Origin of the sequence: Pseudomonas sp. BP8, assembly GCF_017875955.1 — a bacterium.
In the GTDB taxonomy this organism is placed as follows: Bacteria; Pseudomonadota; Gammaproteobacteria; order Pseudomonadales; family Pseudomonadaceae; genus Aquipseudomonas.
Genome location: NZ_JAGINK010000001.1, coordinates 2,066,092 through 2,083,729 on the forward strand (window position 1 = coordinate 2,066,092; position 17,638 = coordinate 2,083,729).

Here is a 17,638-nt window from a genome sequence, read left to right on the forward strand (position 1 = left end):
TTAAGGTCGCGATGGTTTGAACAGGCGCAATTTCTTCCAATACCTTTGCGCCTGTTTGCGGGATGATCAGGCCTGTCTTTCAGCGTCGTGTGCCAAGTCCTCATGCCTTTTTCCAACGGTTTTCTCCTTAGCCTGTCCCTGTGCCTGGACATCGGCATCGCCAACATCGCCATGATTACCCTGGCCATGCAGCGTGGTTTTCTCCAAGGTTTCTGGCTCGGGCTGGGGACTTGCGTGGGTGATCTGGTCTATGCGGTCGCGGCGTTGGCCGGGATGACCGTGCTGCTGCAGTTCGAGGCGGTCCGTTGGAGCCTGTGGCTGGGCGGCTCGGTGTTGCTGGTGTGGTTTGCGCTGAAGATGATCCTGGCGGCCTGGCGCGGCGGGCACATGCAGGCGCGGGCAGAGGTGGTGGTGGAGTCGGCCTGGCGCGAGTTTCTGCGCGGCATCTTTCTGGCGATGTCGTCGCCCAGCGCGATTCTCTGGTTCGCCGCGGTAGGCGGAGTGCTGATCTCCCGCTCCGGTGGCGGCAGTCTGCTGGATGCAGGGCTGTTTCTGAGCGGCTTCTTTGCTGCCGGCGTGTTCTGGTGTGTCAGCCTGTGCGGTATCGCCAGCCAGGGAGGGCGCTTGCTCGGTGATCGCTTGTTGACCTGGTCGTACCTGCTGTCGGCGGCGATCTTCTGCTATTTCGCGGTCTACGTGATCGTTTCGGGCTACCGCGAGTTTATCCTCGCCGCGGCGTAATGCTGCGGGGTTACCCCGTGCACCCGGCGGAACGCGGTGATGAAGTGGCTCTGGTCATAGAAGCCGAGGTCTAGCGCCACATCCTGCGGATGTCGCCCCAGGCGCAGGCGCCGACGGGCCTCGATCAGGCGCAGTTGCATGTGGTACTGCAGCGGCCCCAGGCCGGTAGCCTTCTTGAAACAACGCACGTAGTGGAACTTGCTCAGGCCGGCGACCTGCGCCAGTTGGTCGAGCTCGAGGCGTTGATGCAGGTGATCACGCATGAAGGCCTGGCTGCTCGCGACAGCGGGTGACTGCTCACCTGGCGCCGTCGAGGCCTGCAGCAACAGCTGGGCGAACAGCAGCAGCTGCGCCTGTTCACGGTGTTCGACGTTGGCTTGAGCCAGCTCGAGCAGAGCGGCGAACAAGGCTGGCCGCTGCAGGATGCCGTGCTCGAAGCTGGGCGGTTGAGCGGTCGAGCGCAGGTTGTTGGCAGCGATCACCTCACTCAGCGCCTCAGGGGCCACGTGCAGGCTGATGTACTCGACGCCACCTTCGGCGAACGCTGAGCCCTGGACGGCCAAGGGGTTGTAGAGGGTCACCTGACCGGGCAACACATCCATTTCCCGGCCATCGAGCCAGATTCTTTCATGCCCGCTGAGGTTGGCACCGAGGACGTACTCGTCGTGGGTGTGGCGGGGGAAGCTGGCGGCGCCGCTGGCACGTACCCAGGACAGCTCGAGCTGTGGGGTGGCGTGCAAAGGTTCGCTGGTCAATGGCATGGCAAGTTCCTGGGGGCATGTGTCGGTCGTGCCGGCCACAACCCTGCAACTATCGAAGATAACGCCGGCAGAACCAACTATTTTTCATCGAGCTGTCGATTGCGCAGCCCCCCGTTCGATCACTTGGTGAAGGCGCCGGACACCCCCGCGCCATGCTGGCGAGAATCGACCGATGAACACCTCAGCCGAAACCGAACTCCGTCAACTGATCGACACCTGGATGCAGGCGGTGCGCGAGCGCGACATGGACGGCATCACCGCGCCCTATGCCGACGATATCGTCGCCTTCGACGCAATCAAGGCCCTGCAATTCAAGGGCAAGGCCGCTTATCGCGCTCATTGGGAAATGTGCATGGGCATGTGTACAGGCCCGATGATCTTCGAAATGGAGCAACTTACCGTCCACGGCGATGGCGATTTGGGCCTGGCCCATTGGTTGAACCGCTGCGGCCCGGCCGACGATGACAGCCAGTGCGGCTTCATGCGCGCCAGTGTTGGCTATCGGCGCAGTGCAGGGCAATGGCAGGTGATCCACGAACACTGGTCGGCGCCGTTCGACATGGAAACCCAGAAGGCTTTGTTCGACCTCAAACCCTGAGCTGAAAACCCCTGCTTTTATCGCCAAACGCACTGTGCGCAAGCGCTGGAGACAACCATGAAATACCTGTGTCTGGTCTATTGTGACGAAGGGTTGCTGCACAGCCTGGCGGACAGCCCGGCAGATGCCGAGTGCCAGGCGTACGCCGAAGCGCTGCACGGTTCTGGGCGAATGCTTGCTGCCGAGGCGCTCAAATCGGTGCAGACAGCCACTACCGTGCGCGTAAGGGCGGGCCGCATGAGCCTGACCGATGGGCCCTTTGCCGAGACCAAGGAGCAGCTGGCCGGTTTTTACCTGGTCGATGCCCGCGACCTCAACGAAGCGTTGAACATTGCCAAAGGGATTCCCGCTGCGCGGGTCGGCAGTGTCGAAGTCCGCCCGGTACGCGAACTGCAACCCTGACTGCGGAGCACAATAACAATGACCCTCGCACACCCTGGCCACGGATCGGCGCAGCACGAACTGTCTATCAGCCGCCTGATCGACGCCCCTCCGGCCAAGGTGTTCCGCGCCTGGAGCGAGCCCGAGTGGCTCATGCAATGGTGGGGGCCGCACGGCATGACCACCCCGGAATGCGAAATGCAGTTGTGGGTCGGTGGCCTGTTCCGCACGCTGATGCGCGCCCCTGACGGTACCGAATACAACAATCAGGGCGTATTTCTCGAGATCGCCGCGCCGCGCCGGCTGGTTTTCACCGATGCCTTCAAACCTGGCTGGGTACCGTCGGACAAAGCCTTCATGACCGCCGTGGTGACCTTCGACGAGGAACATGGCAAAACCCGCTATACCGCCCGTGCCTGGCACTGGAGTGCCAGCGATTGTCGTGCCCATGAAGAAATGGGCTTTCATCAGGGCTGGGGTGAGAGCCTGGACCGCCTGGTGGAGGTGGTCACCCAGCGGATGCCTGACTGATGCTCGCGTCGCAGGCATTACGCGAGCAGCTCGAGGCAGTCTACCGGCGCGACTCGCGGCGGATCCTGGCCACTCTGATCCGTTTGCTGGGCGACTTCGACCTGGCCGAGGAGGCCATGCACGATGCTTTCTTCATCGCCGTCGAACGCTGGCAGCGCGACGGTATACCTGACAATCCGCGGGCCTGGCTGGTATCGGCTGGCCGCTTCAAGGCGATCGATGCGTTGCGCCGGCGAGCCCGCTTCGATCGCTCTCAGGCAGACCTGATCATGCTGCTGGACCGTGAAGGCCGCGATCCTGGCGAAGACGAGCTGCTTGGCGACGACCGCCTGCGGCTGATCTTCACCTGCTGCCACCCGGCGCTGGCATTCGATGCCCAAGTGCCGTTGACCCTGCGCGAAGTCTGCGACCTGACCACCGAACAGATTGCCCGCGCCTTTTTGCAAAGCCCGGCGACCATTGCCCAGCGCATTGTCCGAGCCAAGGCCAAGATCCGCGATGCGCGCATTCCTTATCAGGTGCCGGAGCTGGCTGAGCTGCCCGAGCGGCTCGAGAGCGTGTTGCGGGTGATCTACCTGGTGTTCAACGAAGGCTATTCGGCTTCTTCGGGTGAGGCGCTGTTGCAGGGTGAGCTGTGTGATGAAGCCATTCGCCTAGGGCGTCTGCTTGCGCAGTTGCTGCCGGACCCGGAGGTGCTCGGCCTGCTGGCGCTGATGCTGTTGCAGGCCTCGCGGCAACGGGCGCGCACCGACGACGATGGCGAGTTGGTGCTGCTCGATCAGCAGGACCGTAGCCTATGGGACCATGCGCAGATCGCTGAAGGGTGCCAGTTGGTGCAGCAGGCGCTGCGTAGTCGGCAGATTGGCGTTTACAGCGTGCAGGCGGCGATTGCTGCCGTGCATGCCGAGGCGGCGCGGGCCGAGGATACCGATTGGCAGGAGATTGTCGGGCTGTATGAGGTGTTGCAGCGCCATTGGCCGTCGGCGGTGGTCGAGCTCAATCGGGCGGCCGCGCTGGCCAGGCGTGATGGTGCGCAGGCGGGGCTGGCGGCGGTCGAGGCGATTCTGCAGCGGGGCGAATTGCTTGATTATCACTTGGCGCATGCCGCCAGGGCTGAGCTGTTGCATCAGTTGGGGCAGCTCGAACAAGCGCGGCAAGCGTGGCGGCAGGCATTGGCGCTGACCCGGCAAGTGCCGGAGCGCCGGCATATCGAACGGCGGCTGCGCGAGTTGGAATGAACTGTGGGGGAGGCAGGACTGCCCTCTTCGCGGGGGCAAACCCGCACCTACAGGATTGCTGAACACCTGTAGGAGCGGGCTTGCCCCGCGAAGAGGTCTGCCCTGCAGCACGCAATCTCAGCTGGCGACAAAGTTCGGCGGCGATACCAGCTCAACCGTCTGTTGCTTGCGCGGCGCAAGGATCTCGGCCTCACCGGCAACCACCAGCTCATCATTCTGGTTGTAGACATTGGTGGCGATGCGCACCTTGAACTTGGGCAGCTTCTCGAGAATCTCCAGGCGCACCGTCAGGGTGTCACCGATCTTCACCGGCTTCTGGAAGCTCATCTGTTGCCCCAGGTAGATGGTACCCGGGCCAGGCAGGGTGCAGGCGACCGCGGCACTGATCAGGGCGCCGCTGAACATGCCGTGGGCAATGCGTTCGCGGAACATGCTCTTGGCCGCAAACTCGGCATCCAGGTGCACCGGGTTGTGATCCCCCGACATCGCGGCGAACAGCTGGATGTCACGTTCTTCCACACTTTTCTCAAAGGTGGCTGTCTGACCCACTTCGAGGGCTTCGTAGGGGGTGTTGGTGACCTGGGTCATCAGGGCTTCCTTATTAGCGGACGAGGCCTGCCTATCATTCATTGCGAGCCGCGCGGCCAAGGGCCAGTGCTTGCTCGAGCCAGCCGAGTATATCGGTACTGACCTCGTCGCGATTGATTTCGTTGAGCAGCGAGTGGCGCGTCTGAGGGTACAGGCGCAGCTGCACAGTGCGGTTGCCGAACGCGCTCAGAGCTGCCGGCAGATCCTTGAGACGCTTGCCGGTGCTCATCGGATCACATTCGCCGTCAATTTGCCTGTTGCCAGGGTCGCAACGACATCGCAAGCCCCAGCACGACGGGCTGGCGGTTCTGATTGCAGAAAGGCCACAAATAAGATTCACGATGTTAATGGCGGCCCTTGGCGTGTTTGCCACTCCTGGCTTACCTGCTAACGTCGGCTGAACGCCTGTTTACCTTTCGGCAAGCAGGTCAGGGACGCTCCAGGCAGAGAGGAACAACAATAAATGCAAGCCGATTTCTGGAATGACAAGCGCCCGGCGGGCGTGCCTTCTAGCATTGATATCAATGCCTACCGCTCCGTCGTCGAAGTCTTCGAGCGCTCCTGCAAGCGCTTTGCCGACCGCCCGGCCTTCAGCAACCTGGGGATCACCCTCAGCTACGCCGAGCTCGAGCGGCACTCGGCGGCATTTGCTGCCTGGCTGCAGCAGCACACCGACCTCGTCCCGGGCGATCGCATCGCGGTGCAGATGCCCAATGTGCTGCAGTATCCGATCGCCGTATTCGGCGCGATGCGGGCCGGGTTGATCGTGGTCAACACCAATCCGCTGTATACCGAACGCGAGATGCGCCATCAGTTCAAGGATTCCGGCGCCCGTGCGCTGGTGTACCTGAACCTGTTCGGCAAGCGCGTGCAGGAGGTGCTGCCCGACACCGGTATCGAGTACCTGATCGAAGCAAAAATGGGCGACCTGCTGCCCACCGCCAAGGGCTGGCTGGTCAATACCCTGGTCGACAAGGTGAAGAAGATGGTCCCCGCCTTCGATCTGCCGCAGGCGGTACCGTTCAAGCAGGTACTGCGCGAGGGCAGGGCGCTGACGCACAAGCCGGTGCCACTGAGCCTCGACGACATTGCCGTGCTGCAGTACACCGGCGGCACCACCGGCCTGGCCAAGGGCGCCATGCTCACCCACGCCAACCTGGTAGCGAACATGCTGCAGGTGCTGGCGTGCTTCTCCCAGCATGGGCCGGACGGGCAGAAGCTGCTCAAGGACGGCCAGGAGGTGATGATCGCGCCGTTGCCGCTGTACCACATCTATGCGTTCACGGCGAACTGCATGTGCATGATGGTCACCGGCAACCACAACGTACTGATCACCAACCCGCGCGACATCTCTGGCTTTATCAAGGAGCTGGGCAAGTGGCGTTTCTCGGCATTACTGGGCCTCAACACCCTGTTTGTCGCGCTGATGGACCACCCGGGCTTCAAGTCGCTGGATTTCTCAGCGCTCAAGGTCACCAACTCGGGCGGCACGGCACTGGTCAAGGCCACTGCCGAGCGTTGGGAAAGCATTACCGGCTGTCGCATCGTCGAGGGGTATGGCCTGACCGAGACCTCGCCAGTGGCCAGCACCAACCCCTATGGCGCGTTGGCCCGCTTGGGTACCGTGGGTATTCCAGTGGCGGGCACGGCGTTCAAGGTGATCGACGATGACGGCAATGAGCTGCCTCTGGGTGAGCGCGGTGAGTTGTGCATCAAGGGCCCGCAGGTGATGAAAGGCTATTGGCAACAGCCTGAGGCGACTGCCCAGGCGCTGGATGCCGACGGCTGGTTCAAGACCGGTGATATTGCAGTGATCGACCCGGATGGCTTTACCCGCATCGTTGACCGCAAGAAGGACATGATCATCGTCTCGGGCTTCAACGTGTACCCGAACGAAATCGAGGACGTGATCATGGGCCACCCGCAGGTCGCCAACTGCGCGGCGATCGGTGTGCCCGACGAGCGTTCGGGAGAGGCGGTGAAGCTGTTTGTGGTGCCGCGCGAGGGTGGCGTCAGCGTCGAGGAACTGAAGGCCTACTGCAAGGCCAACTTCACCGGCTACAAAGTACCCAAGCACATCGTCCTGCGCGATTCGTTGCCGATGACCCCGGTCGGCAAGATCCTGCGCCGCGAGTTGCGCGATATCGCCTGAGCTATCTGGGGGTGGGCAGCGCCCCCAGCATTACCTGACTGAAGGCAGGCAGACTCGGCGTTACAGCCTAATTTGCGACATTTTGGCTAATTACTCTAAAAATGACTCATATAATTCATTGAGTCATAATTGTGACCATAAGGCCGGACTTGGCCTCTAGGCGACCCCAGGCAAAGCTGTTACTCTCGGCCCGCTTTCAGAGGATACGGTTTGCAATGAACCGACTTCGCATATCAATAATAAGCGCATGAACGCGTGAAGAATTTCGCTGTTGCTGAAGGAGTTGGCTTCCATGATCGAAAATTTTTGGAAGGATAAGTACCCAGCCGGGATAACGGCGGAAATCAATCCTGACGAATTCCCCAATATCCAGGCAGTACTCAAGCAATCCTGCCAACGCTTTGCCGATAAACCCGCCTTTAGCAACCTGGGCAAGACTATCACCTATGGCGAGATGTATGCCTTGTCGGGCGCTTTTGCCGCCTGGTTGCAGCAGCATACCGATCTCAAGCCGGGTGACCGCATCGCCGTGCAACTGCCAAACGTGCTGCAGTATCCGGTGGCGGTGTTCGGCGCCATGCGCGCAGGCCTGATCGTGGTCAACACCAACCCGTTGTATACCGCACGGGAAATGGAGCACCAGTTCAACGACTCTGGCGCCAAGGCCCTGGTGTGCCTGGCCAACATGGCCCACCTGGCCGAGAAGGTCGTGCCCAAGACCCAGGTCAAGCATGTCATCGTCACAGAAGTGGCCGACCTGCTGCCACCGCTCAAGCGCCTGTTGATCAACAGCGTGATCAAGTACGTGAAGAAGATGGTCCCGGCGTATCACCTGCCGGCCGCCGTGCGCTTCAACGATGCCTTGGCCAAGGGCGCCGGCCAGCCGGTCACCGAAGCCAATCCGCAGCCCAACGATGTCGCCGTGCTGCAGTACACCGGCGGCACTACCGGCGTGGCCAAGGGCGCCATGCTGACCCATCGCAACCTGGTGGCCAACATGCTCCAGTGCCGCGAGCTGATGGGGGCGAACCTGCAGGAAGGCTGCGAGATCCTCATCACCCCGCTGCCGCTTTACCATATCTATGCATTTACCTTCCATTGCATGGCAATGATGCTGATCGGCAACCACAACGTGCTGATCAGCAACCCGCGCGACTTGCCAGCGATGGTCAAGGAACTCGGCAAGTGGAAGTTCTCCGGCTTTGTCGGCCTCAATACCCTGTTTGTTGCCCTGTGCAATAACGAGGGCTTCCGCGCGCTGGACTTTTCCGCGCTGAAAATCACCCTGTCCGGTGGTATGGCCCTGCAACAGAGCGTGGCCGAACGCTGGAAGACCGTGACTGGCTGCGCTATCTGCGAAGGCTATGGCATGACCGAGACCAGCCCGGTCGCAGCGGTCAACCCGGCCGAAGCGAACCAGATTGGCACTATTGGTATTCCGGTGCCGTCGACCTTGTGCAAGATCATCGACGACAGCGGCCAGGAAGTGGCGCTTGGTGAGGTCGGCGAGCTGTGCGTCAAAGGCCCGCAAGTGATGAAGGGTTATTGGCAGCGTGAAGACGCCACCGCCGAGATCCTTGATCGTGAGGGTTGGCTGAAGACGGGCGACATCGCCCTGATTCAGCCCGATGGCTACATGCGCATCGTCGACCGCAAGAAGGACATGATCCTGGTCTCGGGTTTCAACGTGTACCCCAATGAGCTCGAAGACGTCCTCGCTGGCCTGCCGGGTGTGCTGCAGTGCGCGGCCATCGGTGTGCCAGACGAGAAGTCGGGCGAGCTGATCAAGGTGTTCATCGTGGTCAAGCCGGGCATGACCCTGACCAAGGAACAGGTGATGGAGCACATGCGCGCCAACGTCACCGGCTACAAGGTGCCACGCTACATCGAGTTCCGCGACGCGTTGCCGACCACCAACGTCGGCAAGATCCTGCGTCGTGAGTTGCGCGATGAAGAGCTCAAGAAGCAAGGTCTGAAGAAGATCGCCTGATTGCGCTTGGGGGCGCTACGCGCCCCCTTTCGCGACACAAGGCCGCTCCCACAGAGACTGTGCATGCCTGGCTCTTAACGCAGCCTCTCCAGCATCTGGTAATACCACATCCCCGCCGCCAACAGCGGATTCCCCAGCAAGTCCCCCATTGGCACCTTGATGTGTTTGCACCCGGCAAAGGTGTCGAACTTCTCCAGTGTCCCGGTCAGCGCTTCAGCCATGATCTCGCCCATGATGTGACTGGTGGCAACACCGTGTCCGGAATACCCCTGGCAGTACCAGACATGGTCCGAGAGTTTGCCCAGCTGCGGAATGCGGTTGACCACGATGCCCATGGCGCAACTCCACTGAAACTCGATCGGCACGCCCTTGAGCGCGGGGAAGGTGCGTTCGATGCAGGGGCGCAACTCGCCGGCGATGTCCCGCGAGTCCTTGCCCGAATAGTTGGCGCCACCGCCGAACAACAGGCGCTTGTCGGCCGTCAGGCGGTAGTAGTCGAGGACGAAGCGGCAGTCGTACACGGCCAGATCGTGCGGGTTGATCTGCTCGGCCAGTTCGCCCAGCGGCGCGGTGGTGACGATGCCGCCCATGGCCGGGAAGATCTTGCCCTTGAGCTGGCGCTTTTCCAGTGAGTGGTAGACATCGCCGGCAAGCATCACCTGGCGCGCCTCGATCCTGCCTTGGGCGGTGACCACCGCCGGGCGTGGGCCGTGAATGATCTCGAGGACCTCGGAATTCTCGAAGATCAGCGCGCCCAGGCTGTGTGCGGCGCGCGCCTCGCCCAGGCACAGATTGAGCGGGTGCAGGTGGAGGTTGCGCAGGTTTTTCAGGCCACCCAGATAGAGCGGGCTCTGCAGGTGCTGGGCGACCGCGGCGCGATCAAGCAGCTCGACCTGGTCAGCCATGCCGCGTCGCTGCGCCTCGGCCTGAAAACCGCGCAGCTCGGCCATGTGCGAAGGCTTCATCGCCGTATGCAGGTGACCGCGCTTGAGGTCACAGTCGATCGCATAGCGCTGCACCCGCTGCTCGATGATTTCGTGGCCGCGCCAGCGCAACTGCCAGATGAAGTCGTCGACCTCGGCACCGAGCCGGTCGCGCATCTGCGTACGCATCGCTTCATCGCCCGACAGGCTACCGGTGACCTGGCCGCCATTGCGCCCGCTGGCGCCCCAGCCAATCCGGTTGGTTTCGACGATGGCCACCTTGAGGCCGCGTTCGGCCAGCTCCACCGCGGTGGCGACACCGGTAAAGCCGCCGCCGATGATCGCCACGTCGACCTGATGCGTACCCTGCAAGGTCGGGTAATGAGTCTGGTCGTTGAGGGTGGCGCTGTAGTAGGACGGCGCGCGCTGGGCCGGTCCGTTCTTCACTGCTGCGTTCATGCGTGTTCCTTCAGGTAAAGAGGGTAGGGCTCAGGCCTGGTGCAAGTACCAGCGCCAGTCCTGCTCGCCGACTTCGGCCATGAACTGGCGGTATTCGGCGCGCTTGACCTTGAGGTAGACGCCGAGAAACGCCTCGCCCAAGGCTTCCCTGGCCCAGCTCGACTGCTCGAGGGCATCAAGTACGGTCAGCCAGTCGGTGGGCAGATGTTCGGTAGCCTGGGCATAGCCGTTGCCTTCAACCGGTGCGCCGGGATCGAGCTGCTGGCGGATGCCCTGGTGACTGGCGGCGAGGATCGCGGCAGCGGCCAGGTACGGGTTGGCGTCGGCGCCGCAGATGCGATGCTCGATGTGCCGACTGTTGGCCGGGCCGCCCGGCACGCGCAGGCTCACGGTGCGGTTGTCGACGCCCCAGGTTGGCGCCAGCGGTGCATAGCTGTTGGCCTGGAAGCGGCGGAACGAGTTGGCGTTGGGGCAGAACAACAACAGCGACTCATGCAGGTGGCGAAGCATGCCGGCGACCGCTTGGCGCAGCAGCGGGGTGCCCGCTGGATCGCTGCTGGCGAACAGGTTGTGGCCGTTGGCATCGGCCAGGCTCAGGTGCATGTGCATGCCGGTCCCGGCCAGGTGCGAAAACGGCTTGGCCATGAAACACGCCTGCATCCCGTGGGCGTGGGCGATGCCTTTGACCAGGCGCTTGTAGCGCACGGCTTGGTCCATCGCGGCCAGCGCATCGCCGTGCTCCAGGGTGATCTCCACCTGGCCTGGGGCGTATTCGGAAATCGCCGTACGGGCGGGAATGCCCTGGGCCTTGCAGGCGCTGTAAAGGTCGGCGAGAAACGGTTCGATCTGCTCCAGCTCACGCAGGCCGTAGACCTGGGTGGCGCGGGGGCGGCCGCCATCATTGTCCAGTGCCGGTTGCGGACGGCCGTAGGCATCGCGCTGCTGGTCGAGCAGGTAGAACTCCAGTTCGCAGGCCATCACCGGGTGGTAGCCGTCGGCCTTGAGCGCGTCGATGGTGCGCAGCAGTACATGGCGTGGGTCGGCGACACTGGCCGGCAGGCCTTCGCTGGGGTGCATGCTGACCTGCACGGCGGCGGTCGACACCCGGCGCCAAGGCAAGCGGACCAGGCTGCCTTCGAGCGGGTAGGCGCGGCAATCGATGTCGCCGACGTCCCAGACCAGGCCGGAGTTTTCCACGTCGTCGCCATTGAGGGTCAGGCCGAGGATGGTGCTGGGCAGCGGGCGGCCGCTTTGATAGACCGCCAGCAGCTCGTCGCGGTGCAGCAGCTTGCCGCGTGGCACGCCATTGGCGTCGAGGATGAACAGCTCGATCAGGTCGATGTCGGGGTTGTCGGCCAAGAAGCGTTGGGCGTGCTCAAGGGGAGCAAAGTGCATGATGGGTTCGCTCGCGCATCATTGCTGAGGCGCACGGGACCACCGCCGCTATGGGCGGTCGGTCGGACTGGGTTAACCGGCGGTTGCCCGTCGGGTCTGGTCAGTGCGGCGTGAGCGAAGTGTCCGGGGGGCGCGCGTGGCGACAATGCCAAAGGGCCCAGAAGGCGAGGATGATATGCACCAGCGGGTTTTCGCCGACAAGCGCCCTGACCTTCGCCAGGGAAGGGCGGGACGGCGGGCGTGCGGTGCAGGGGAGGGCGGTCATGGATCGATACTCCCATGGCCTGTAAGGTTGATTAAATGCGTGAATGGCGACCTTCAGTTCGCGCTCGGCTAAACATTGGCATGGCCGTCAAGCGCGCCCCCTGTAGGAGCGGGCTGGACCCGCGAACACCGGCGCAGACGGTGCCATGCGCCACTGTCGCAGTGATGGCCTCTTCGCGGGACAAGCCCCTCCTACAGGAACAGTGCTTATCTGCAGATCGGCGCCGGTTACCCCACGCTGCAATCCAAAACCCGCTTCGATATGCGACAATCGCCCCCCTTCGAATGCCGATCATGCACAAGCAGGCTCACCTGCATCATTAAAAAGCCCCATGACAGACAACGCCATCGACCAGCTGCTGAACAACCTCGACCACGCCATGATCGCCGACCGCCATCGGCTGCGCCGGCAACTCCATGAGCTGCGCAAGCGCCCGGATGAGGCCAAGCTCGCCCAGTGGGTCGAGAAGGTCCAGGCGTCCTTCGCCAAGGTCACTGCGCGCCAGCAGAGCGTGCCGAGCATCCGCTACGACGACAACCTGCCGATCGCCGCCAAGCGCGACGAGATCAAAAAGGCCATTGCCGAAAACCAGGTGTTGGTAATCGCCGGCGAGACCGGCTCCGGCAAAACCACCCAGCTGCCCAAGATCTGCCTGGAGCTGGGCCGCGGCCGGCACGGCCAGATCGCCCACACCCAGCCGCGCCGGATCGCCGCGCGCAGTGTGGCGGCGCGGGTCGCCGAAGAACTCGGCACGCCGCTGGGCGCGCTGGTCGGCTACCAGGTGCGCTTCGAAGACCAGAGCGATGCCAATACCCTGGTCAAGCTGATGACCGACGGTATCCTGCTGGCTGAAACCCAGCATGACCGCTTCCTCGAACGCTACGACACGATCATCGTCGACGAAGCGCATGAGCGCAGCCTGAACATCGACTTCCTGCTCGGCTACCTCAAGACCCTGCTGCATCGCCGCCCAGAGCTGAAGCTGATCATCACCTCGGCGACCATCGACCTCGAACGCTTCTCCAAGCATTTCGACAATGCGCCGATCATCGAAGTCTCGGGTCGCACCTACCCGGTCGATACCTGGTACCGGCCGCTGACCAGCGAGCAGGACGAGGAAGGCAACCGGGTCGAAGACGACCTGACTGTCGACCAGGCAATCCTGGCCACCCTCGACGAGATCGCTGCCCATGAGCGCGGCGCCGGCAAAGGCCCGGGCGACGTGCTGGTGTTTTTGCCAGGCGAGCGGGAAATTCGCGATGCGGCCGAGATCCTGCGCAAGGCGCAATTGCGCCACACCGAGATCCTGCCGCTGTACGCGCGGCTGTCGCCGGCCGAGCAGCAGAAGATCTTCCAGTCGCACCCGGGACGCAGGGTGGTGCTGGCGACCAACGTCGCCGAAACCTCGTTGACCGTACCGGGCATCCGCTACGTGATCGATACCGGCACTGCGCGGATCAGCCGCTACAGCTATCGCGCCAAAGTCCAGCGCCTGCCCATCGAAGCGGTCTCGCAGGCCAGTGCCAACCAGCGCAAGGGTCGCTGCGGCCGGGTCGAGCCGGGCATCTGTATTCGCCTCTACAGCGAAGAGGACTTCAACGGCCGGCCGGCTTTTACCGACCCTGAGATCCTGCGCACCAACCTCGCTGCGGTCATCTTGCAGATGCTGCACCTGCGCTTGGGCGCCATCGACGCCTTCCCGTTCATCGAGCCGCCGGATGGCAAAGCCATCAGCGATGGCTTCAACCTGCTGCAGGAGCTCTCGGCGGTCAACCGCGAGAACCAGCTGACCCCGCTCGGACGCCAGCTGGCGCGTCTGCCGATCGACCCGCGGTTGGGCCGCATGCTGCTTGAAGGCGCGCGCCTGGGCAGCCTGCAGGAAGTGCTGATCGTCACCAGTGCGCTGTCGGTGCAGGATCCGCGCGAGCGTCCGCCCGAGCGCCAGCAGGCCGCCGACCAGGCCCATGCCCAGTGGAAAGACGTCGACTCCGACTTCGCCGGGCTGGTCAATCTGTGGCGCGGCTTTGAAGAGCAGCGCCAGGCGCTGACCGCCAACCCGCTGCGCAACTGGTGCCGGAAGAACTTCCTCAATTACCTGCGCCTGCGCGAATGGCGTGATGCCCATCGCCAGCTGGCGCTGATTTGCCGCGACCTGCAACTGACGGTCAACAAAGACCCGGTCGATTATCCGCGGATGCACAAGGCCATCCTCAGCGGTTTGCTCAGCCAGATCGGCCACAAGACCGAAGACGGCGATTACCTCGGCGCCCGCCAGCGGCGGTTCTGGATTCACCCGTCCTCGGGTATTGGCCGCAAGCGGCCGCAGTGGGTGATGGCCGCCGAGCTGGTCGAGACCACCAAGCTGTATGCGCGCATGGTGGCCAAGATCGAGCCCGACTGGATCGAGCCGCTGGCCGGCCACTTGATCAAGAAGAACCACTTCGAACCGCACTGGGAGAAGAAGCGCGGCCAGGTCGTGGCCTACGAGCAGATCACCCTCTACGGGATGATCGTGGTTGGCCGCAGGCCGGTGCACTACGGGCCGATCGACCCGGTGGTGTCGCGTGAACTGTTCATTCGTGAGGGCCTGGTTGGCGGCGAAATCCAGTCGCGGGCCAAGTGCCTGACGGCCAACAAGCGCTTGCTCGAACAGCTCGACGAGCTCGAAGCCAAGGCTCGTCGGCGGGACATTCTGGCCGACGAAGAAACCCTCTACGGGTTCTATGAAGCGCGCCTGCCGGCGGAGATCCACCAGACCGCGACCTTCGATGCCTGGTACCGCATGACCAGCCAGAAGGATGCCAATCTGCTGATCATGCGCGAAGAGGACGTGCTCGCCCGCGAGGCCAGCGAAGTGACTGCCGCGCAGTACCCCGACAGCCTCAAGGTCGGTGAGCTGACCTTGCCGCTGAGCTACCACTTTGAACCCAATCACCCGCGCGACGGTGTCACTGTGCGGGTACCGGCGCCGTTGTTGCCCAGCCTGCCCGGCGAGCGTCTGGAATGGCTGGTGCCGGGCCTGATCGAGGCCAAGTGTGTGGCGCTGGTGCGCAACCTGCCCAAGGCGCTGCGCAAGAACTTCGTGCCTGTACCTGACTTCGTCAAGGCCGCGTTGTCGCGGATGACCTTCGGCCAGGGCGGTTTGCCCCAGGCCTTGGGCCAGGAACTGTTGCGCATGACGGGCGCACGGGTGGCCGATGAGGCGTGGGCGGAAGCCGCCGGGCTGGTCGAGAACCACCTGCGGATGAACATCGAAGTGGTCGACGGCGAGGGCAAGTTCCTTGGCGAAGGCCGCGACCTTGCCGAGCTGACCGCGCGCTTCGTCGCCGCCAGCCAGGCCGCGCTGGCCATGCCGCGCACGGAAAAGACCGCGCAGCCGGTTCAGGCCAAGGCCTTCGCCCAGGTCGCCGAGACGGCCCAGCAGAAGATTGCCGGCCTGTCGATGACGGTCTACCCGGCGCTGGTCGAAGACAGCGGCAGCGTGCGCGAAGGGCGCTTCTCGACTCACGCCGAGGCCGAGTTCCAGCACCGTCGTGCCCTGCAGCGCCTGCTCCTGCAACAGCTGGCGGAGCCGGCCAAGTTTCTCCGTGGCAAGCTGCCTGGGCTGACCGAGCTGGGCCTGTTGTACCGCGACATGGGCCGGGTCGACGCGTTGGTCGAGGACATCCTGCTGGCCAGCCTCGACAGCTGCATCCTTGAAGGCGAACCGCAACTGCCGCGCGATGGCGCCGGTCTTGCCTCGCTGGTCGAGCGCAAGCGCGGCAGTTGGGCCGAGCATGCCGAGCGGCTGGCGCGCCTGACCCTGGAGGTGCTCAAGCTGTGGCATGGTCTGCAGAAGCGCTTCAAGGGCAAGATCGACCTCAGCCACGCCGTGGCCCTGAACGACATCAAGCAACAGCTGGCCAACCTGGTGTACCCGGGCTTTGTCCGCGAGACACCGAGCCTGTGGTTCAAGGAGCTGCCACGCTACCTGAAGGCGGTCGAGTTGCGCCTCGAGAAGCTCGGCAGTCAGGTGCAGAAAGACCGGGTCTGGAGCGCTGAGCTGAGCAACCTCTGGGCTCAGTACAAGGCGCGTGCCGACAAGCATGCCCAGGAAGGTAAGCGGGATGAACAACTGACTCTCTATCGCTGGTTGCTGGAGGAATACCGGGTGTCGTTGTTTGCCCAGCAGTTGGGCACCAAAGTCGCGGTTTCCGACAAGCGACTGAGCAAACAGTGGAGCCTGGTGGAGGGCTAAACTTCCACAGTTGTGGCACACTTGCGGGTGTTTTCGGGGTCGCGTTGCGGCCCCGTTCGCCCGCTTTCGTACAGGTAGCGAACGAGTTGAAATTGGTACCAAGGTGCCAGTATGTTGCCCCCATTCCCGGCCAGCGCTAAACAGGGCGATGGCCTCTGACCAGAGGAACGACCGTGCATAACGTCGTGATCAGCGGCACCGGCCTGTATACCCCGGCCCAGAGCATTTCCAACGAAGAGCTGGTGGACTCCTTCAATACCTGGGTCAACCAGTACAACCAGGACCACGCCGACGCCATAGCACGAGGTGAGGTTGAAGCGCTGGCCGAATCCAACGCTGCCTTCATCGAGAAGGCTTCGGGGATCAAGAGCCGCTTCGTCATGGACAAGGCCGGCATTCTCGACCCGCAGCGGATGAAGCCGCGCTTGCCCGAACGCGCCAACGACGAGCCGTCGGTTCTCTGCGAGATGGCCGTCAACGCTGCACGCCAAGCGCTGCAGCGCGCGGGTCGTACGGCGGCCGATGTCGATGGGCTGATCGTCGCCTGTTCCAACCTGCAGCGGCCGTACCCGGCCATCGCCATCGAGGTGCAGGCGGCGTTGGGCATCCAGGGCTTTGCCTTCGACATGAACGTGGCCTGCTCATCGGCCACCTTCGGCATCCAGACGGCCGCCAACAGCGTGCAATTGGGCCAGGCCCGGGCGGTACTGGTAGTCAATCCGGAGGTGTGCACCGCCCACCTGAACTTCCGCGATCGCGACAGCCACTTTATCTTCGGTGACGCCGCCACTGCCGTGCTGCTTGAACGTGCCGACCTGGCCACGTCGGCCCATCAGTTCGACATCGTCAGCACCAAACTGCTGACCCAGTTCTCGAACAACATCCGCAACAACTTCGGCTTTCTCAACCGCGCTGCCGAGGAGGGCGAGGGGGCGGCGGACAAGCTGTTCGTCCAGGAAGGGCGCAAAGTGTTCCGCGAGGTGTGCCCGATGGTGGCTGAGCTGGTCGGCCAGCACCTGGGCGAGAACGACCTGCAACCGAGTGATGTGAAGCGCTTCTGGTTGCACCAGGCCAACCTGAGCATGAACCAGCTGATCGTCAAGAAGCTGGTGGGACGTGATGTACCCGAAGAGGACGCGCCGGTGATTCTCGACCGTTATGCCAACACCAGTTCGGCGGGGTCGGTGATTGCCTTCCACCTGTATCAGGATGACCTGCCCAAGGGCGCGGTGGGTGTGCTGAGCTCGTTTGGTGCGGGCTATTCGATCGGTAGCGTGATTCTGCGCAAGCGCTGATTTGGGCTTGTCAGGTTGGGCCTCTTCGCGGGGCAAGCCCGCTCCTACAGGGTCACCTACACCCCTGTAGGAGCGGGCTTGCCC

General features: G+C 63.2%; 13 protein-coding genes and 1 pseudogene. 9 read left to right on the forward strand and 5 right to left on the reverse strand.

Annotated elements, in window-relative coordinates; all coding sequences use genetic code 11:
- The first annotated feature begins 102 nt into the window (after positions 1-102).
- On the forward strand, positions 103-741 hold the full coding sequence (locus J3B00_RS09110; RefSeq protein WP_209866887.1) for a LysE family transporter: 639 nt from the start codon (positions 103-105) through the stop codon (positions 739-741).
- Here the strand turns inward: J3B00_RS09110 and J3B00_RS09115 are convergent.
- On the reverse strand, positions 711-1,502 hold the full coding sequence (locus J3B00_RS09115) for an AraC family transcriptional regulator (RefSeq protein ID WP_209866889.1): 792 nt from the start codon (positions 1,500-1,502) through the stop codon (positions 711-713). The genes J3B00_RS09110 and J3B00_RS09115 overlap by 31 nt on opposite strands.
- A gap of 172 nt (positions 1,503-1,674) precedes the next feature.
- Between J3B00_RS09115 and J3B00_RS09120 the strand changes: the two genes are divergently transcribed.
- The 4 genes from J3B00_RS09120 to J3B00_RS09135 are packed head-to-tail and all read left to right on the forward strand — an operon-like array spanning position 1,675 to position 4,250.
- On the forward strand, positions 1,675-2,100 hold the full coding sequence (locus tag J3B00_RS09120) for a nuclear transport factor 2 family protein (RefSeq protein WP_209866892.1): 426 nt from the start codon (positions 1,675-1,677) through the stop codon (positions 2,098-2,100).
- A 57-nt stretch (positions 2,101-2,157) separates the two neighbouring features.
- Entirely contained in the window at positions 2,158-2,502 is a 345-nt protein-coding gene (locus J3B00_RS09125; protein WP_209866895.1) for a YciI family protein, read from the forward strand.
- A gap of 18 nt (positions 2,503-2,520) precedes the next feature.
- The gene (locus J3B00_RS09130; protein WP_209866898.1) at positions 2,521-3,012 is read left to right on the forward strand and encodes an SRPBCC family protein; all 492 of its coding nucleotides are present in this window, start codon (positions 2,521-2,523) and stop codon (positions 3,010-3,012) included.
- The gene (locus J3B00_RS09135; RefSeq protein ID WP_209866900.1) at positions 3,012-4,250 is read left to right on the forward strand and encodes an RNA polymerase sigma factor; all 1,239 of its coding nucleotides are present in this window, start codon (positions 3,012-3,014) and stop codon (positions 4,248-4,250) included. Before J3B00_RS09130 ends, J3B00_RS09135 begins: the two co-directional genes overlap by 1 nt.
- 117 nt (positions 4,251-4,367) lie before the next feature.
- Here the strand turns inward: J3B00_RS09135 and J3B00_RS09140 are convergent, their stop codons facing one another.
- Together J3B00_RS09140 and J3B00_RS09145 are read right to left on the reverse strand one after the other, a co-directional pair.
- Positions 4,368-4,838, reverse strand: coding sequence for a MaoC family dehydratase (locus J3B00_RS09140; protein ID WP_209866902.1), 471 nt, complete (start codon positions 4,836-4,838; stop codon positions 4,368-4,370).
- A gap of 34 nt (positions 4,839-4,872) precedes the next feature.
- Positions 4,873-5,088, reverse strand: a pseudogene (locus J3B00_RS09145) (alpha/beta hydrolase); the annotation flags it as partial.
- A 213-nt stretch (positions 5,089-5,301) separates the two neighbouring features.
- On the opposite strand from J3B00_RS09145, the gene fadD2 reads away from it, so the two are divergent.
- Both fadD2 and fadD1 read left to right on the forward strand, forming a co-directional pair.
- On the forward strand, positions 5,302-6,990 hold the full coding sequence (fadD2, locus tag J3B00_RS09150) for a long-chain-fatty-acid--CoA ligase FadD2 (RefSeq protein WP_209866904.1): 1,689 nt from the start codon (positions 5,302-5,304) through the stop codon (positions 6,988-6,990).
- Positions 6,991-7,282: 292 nt separating this feature from the next.
- On the forward strand, positions 7,283-8,980 hold the full coding sequence (fadD1, locus tag J3B00_RS09155; RefSeq protein WP_209866907.1) for a long-chain-fatty-acid--CoA ligase FadD1: 1,698 nt from the start codon (positions 7,283-7,285) through the stop codon (positions 8,978-8,980).
- A 74-nt stretch (positions 8,981-9,054) separates the two neighbouring features.
- Here the strand turns inward: fadD1 and J3B00_RS09160 are convergent, their stop codons facing one another.
- Together J3B00_RS09160 and J3B00_RS09165 are read right to left on the reverse strand one after the other, a co-directional pair.
- On the reverse strand, positions 9,055-10,362 hold the full coding sequence (locus J3B00_RS09160; protein WP_209866909.1) for an FAD-binding oxidoreductase: 1,308 nt from the start codon (positions 10,360-10,362) through the stop codon (positions 9,055-9,057).
- A 30-nt stretch (positions 10,363-10,392) separates the two neighbouring features.
- Positions 10,393-11,757 carry a glutamine synthetase family protein gene (locus J3B00_RS09165; RefSeq protein ID WP_209866911.1) on the reverse strand — a complete coding sequence of 455 codons (1,365 nt, stop codon included), beginning with the start codon at positions 11,755-11,757 and terminating at the stop codon, positions 10,393-10,395.
- A 596-nt stretch (positions 11,758-12,353) separates the two neighbouring features.
- Between J3B00_RS09165 and hrpA the strand changes: the two genes are divergently transcribed.
- The gene (gene hrpA, locus J3B00_RS09170; protein ID WP_209866913.1) at positions 12,354-16,259 is read left to right on the forward strand and encodes an ATP-dependent RNA helicase HrpA; all 3,906 of its coding nucleotides are present in this window, start codon (positions 12,354-12,356) and stop codon (positions 16,257-16,259) included.
- A gap of 173 nt (positions 16,260-16,432) precedes the next feature.
- Positions 16,433-17,554 (forward strand): beta-ketoacyl-ACP synthase III, encoded by a 1,122-nt coding sequence (locus J3B00_RS09175; protein WP_209866915.1) that lies wholly within the window; start codon positions 16,433-16,435, stop codon positions 17,552-17,554.
- The last annotated feature ends 84 nt before the right edge of the window (positions 17,555-17,638 follow it).

Bases quoted from the DNA above. Each gene is read 5' to 3' on its own strand.
- fadD2 (WP_209866904.1), top strand. From the start codon at position 5,302: ATGCAAGCCGATTTCTGGAATGACAAGCGCCCGGCGGGCGTGCCTTCT.
- J3B00_RS09125 (WP_209866895.1), top strand. From the start codon at position 2,158: ATGAAATACCTGTGTCTGGTCTATTGTGACGAAGGGTTGCTGCACAGC.
- J3B00_RS09130 (WP_209866898.1), top strand. From the start codon at position 2,521: ATGACCCTCGCACACCCTGGCCACGGATCGGCGCAGCACGAACTGTCT.
- J3B00_RS09140 (WP_209866902.1), bottom strand. From the start codon at position 4,838: ATGACCCAGGTCACCAACACCCCCTACGAAGCCCTCGAAGTGGGTCAG.
- J3B00_RS09110 (WP_209866887.1), top strand. From the start codon at position 103: ATGCCTTTTTCCAACGGTTTTCTCCTTAGCCTGTCCCTGTGCCTGGAC.
- J3B00_RS09135 (WP_209866900.1), top strand. From the start codon at position 3,012: ATGCTCGCGTCGCAGGCATTACGCGAGCAGCTCGAGGCAGTCTACCGG.
- J3B00_RS09115 (WP_209866889.1), bottom strand. From the start codon at position 1,502: ATGCCATTGACCAGCGAACCTTTGCACGCCACCCCACAGCTCGAGCTG.
- J3B00_RS09120 (WP_209866892.1), top strand. From the start codon at position 1,675: ATGAACACCTCAGCCGAAACCGAACTCCGTCAACTGATCGACACCTGG.
- J3B00_RS09165 (WP_209866911.1), bottom strand. From the start codon at position 11,757: ATGCACTTTGCTCCCCTTGAGCACGCCCAACGCTTCTTGGCCGACAAC.
- J3B00_RS09160 (WP_209866909.1), bottom strand. From the start codon at position 10,362: ATGAACGCAGCAGTGAAGAACGGACCGGCCCAGCGCGCGCCGTCCTAC.
- hrpA (WP_209866913.1), top strand. From the start codon at position 12,354: ATGACAGACAACGCCATCGACCAGCTGCTGAACAACCTCGACCACGCC.
- fadD1 (WP_209866907.1), top strand. From the start codon at position 7,283: ATGATCGAAAATTTTTGGAAGGATAAGTACCCAGCCGGGATAACGGCG.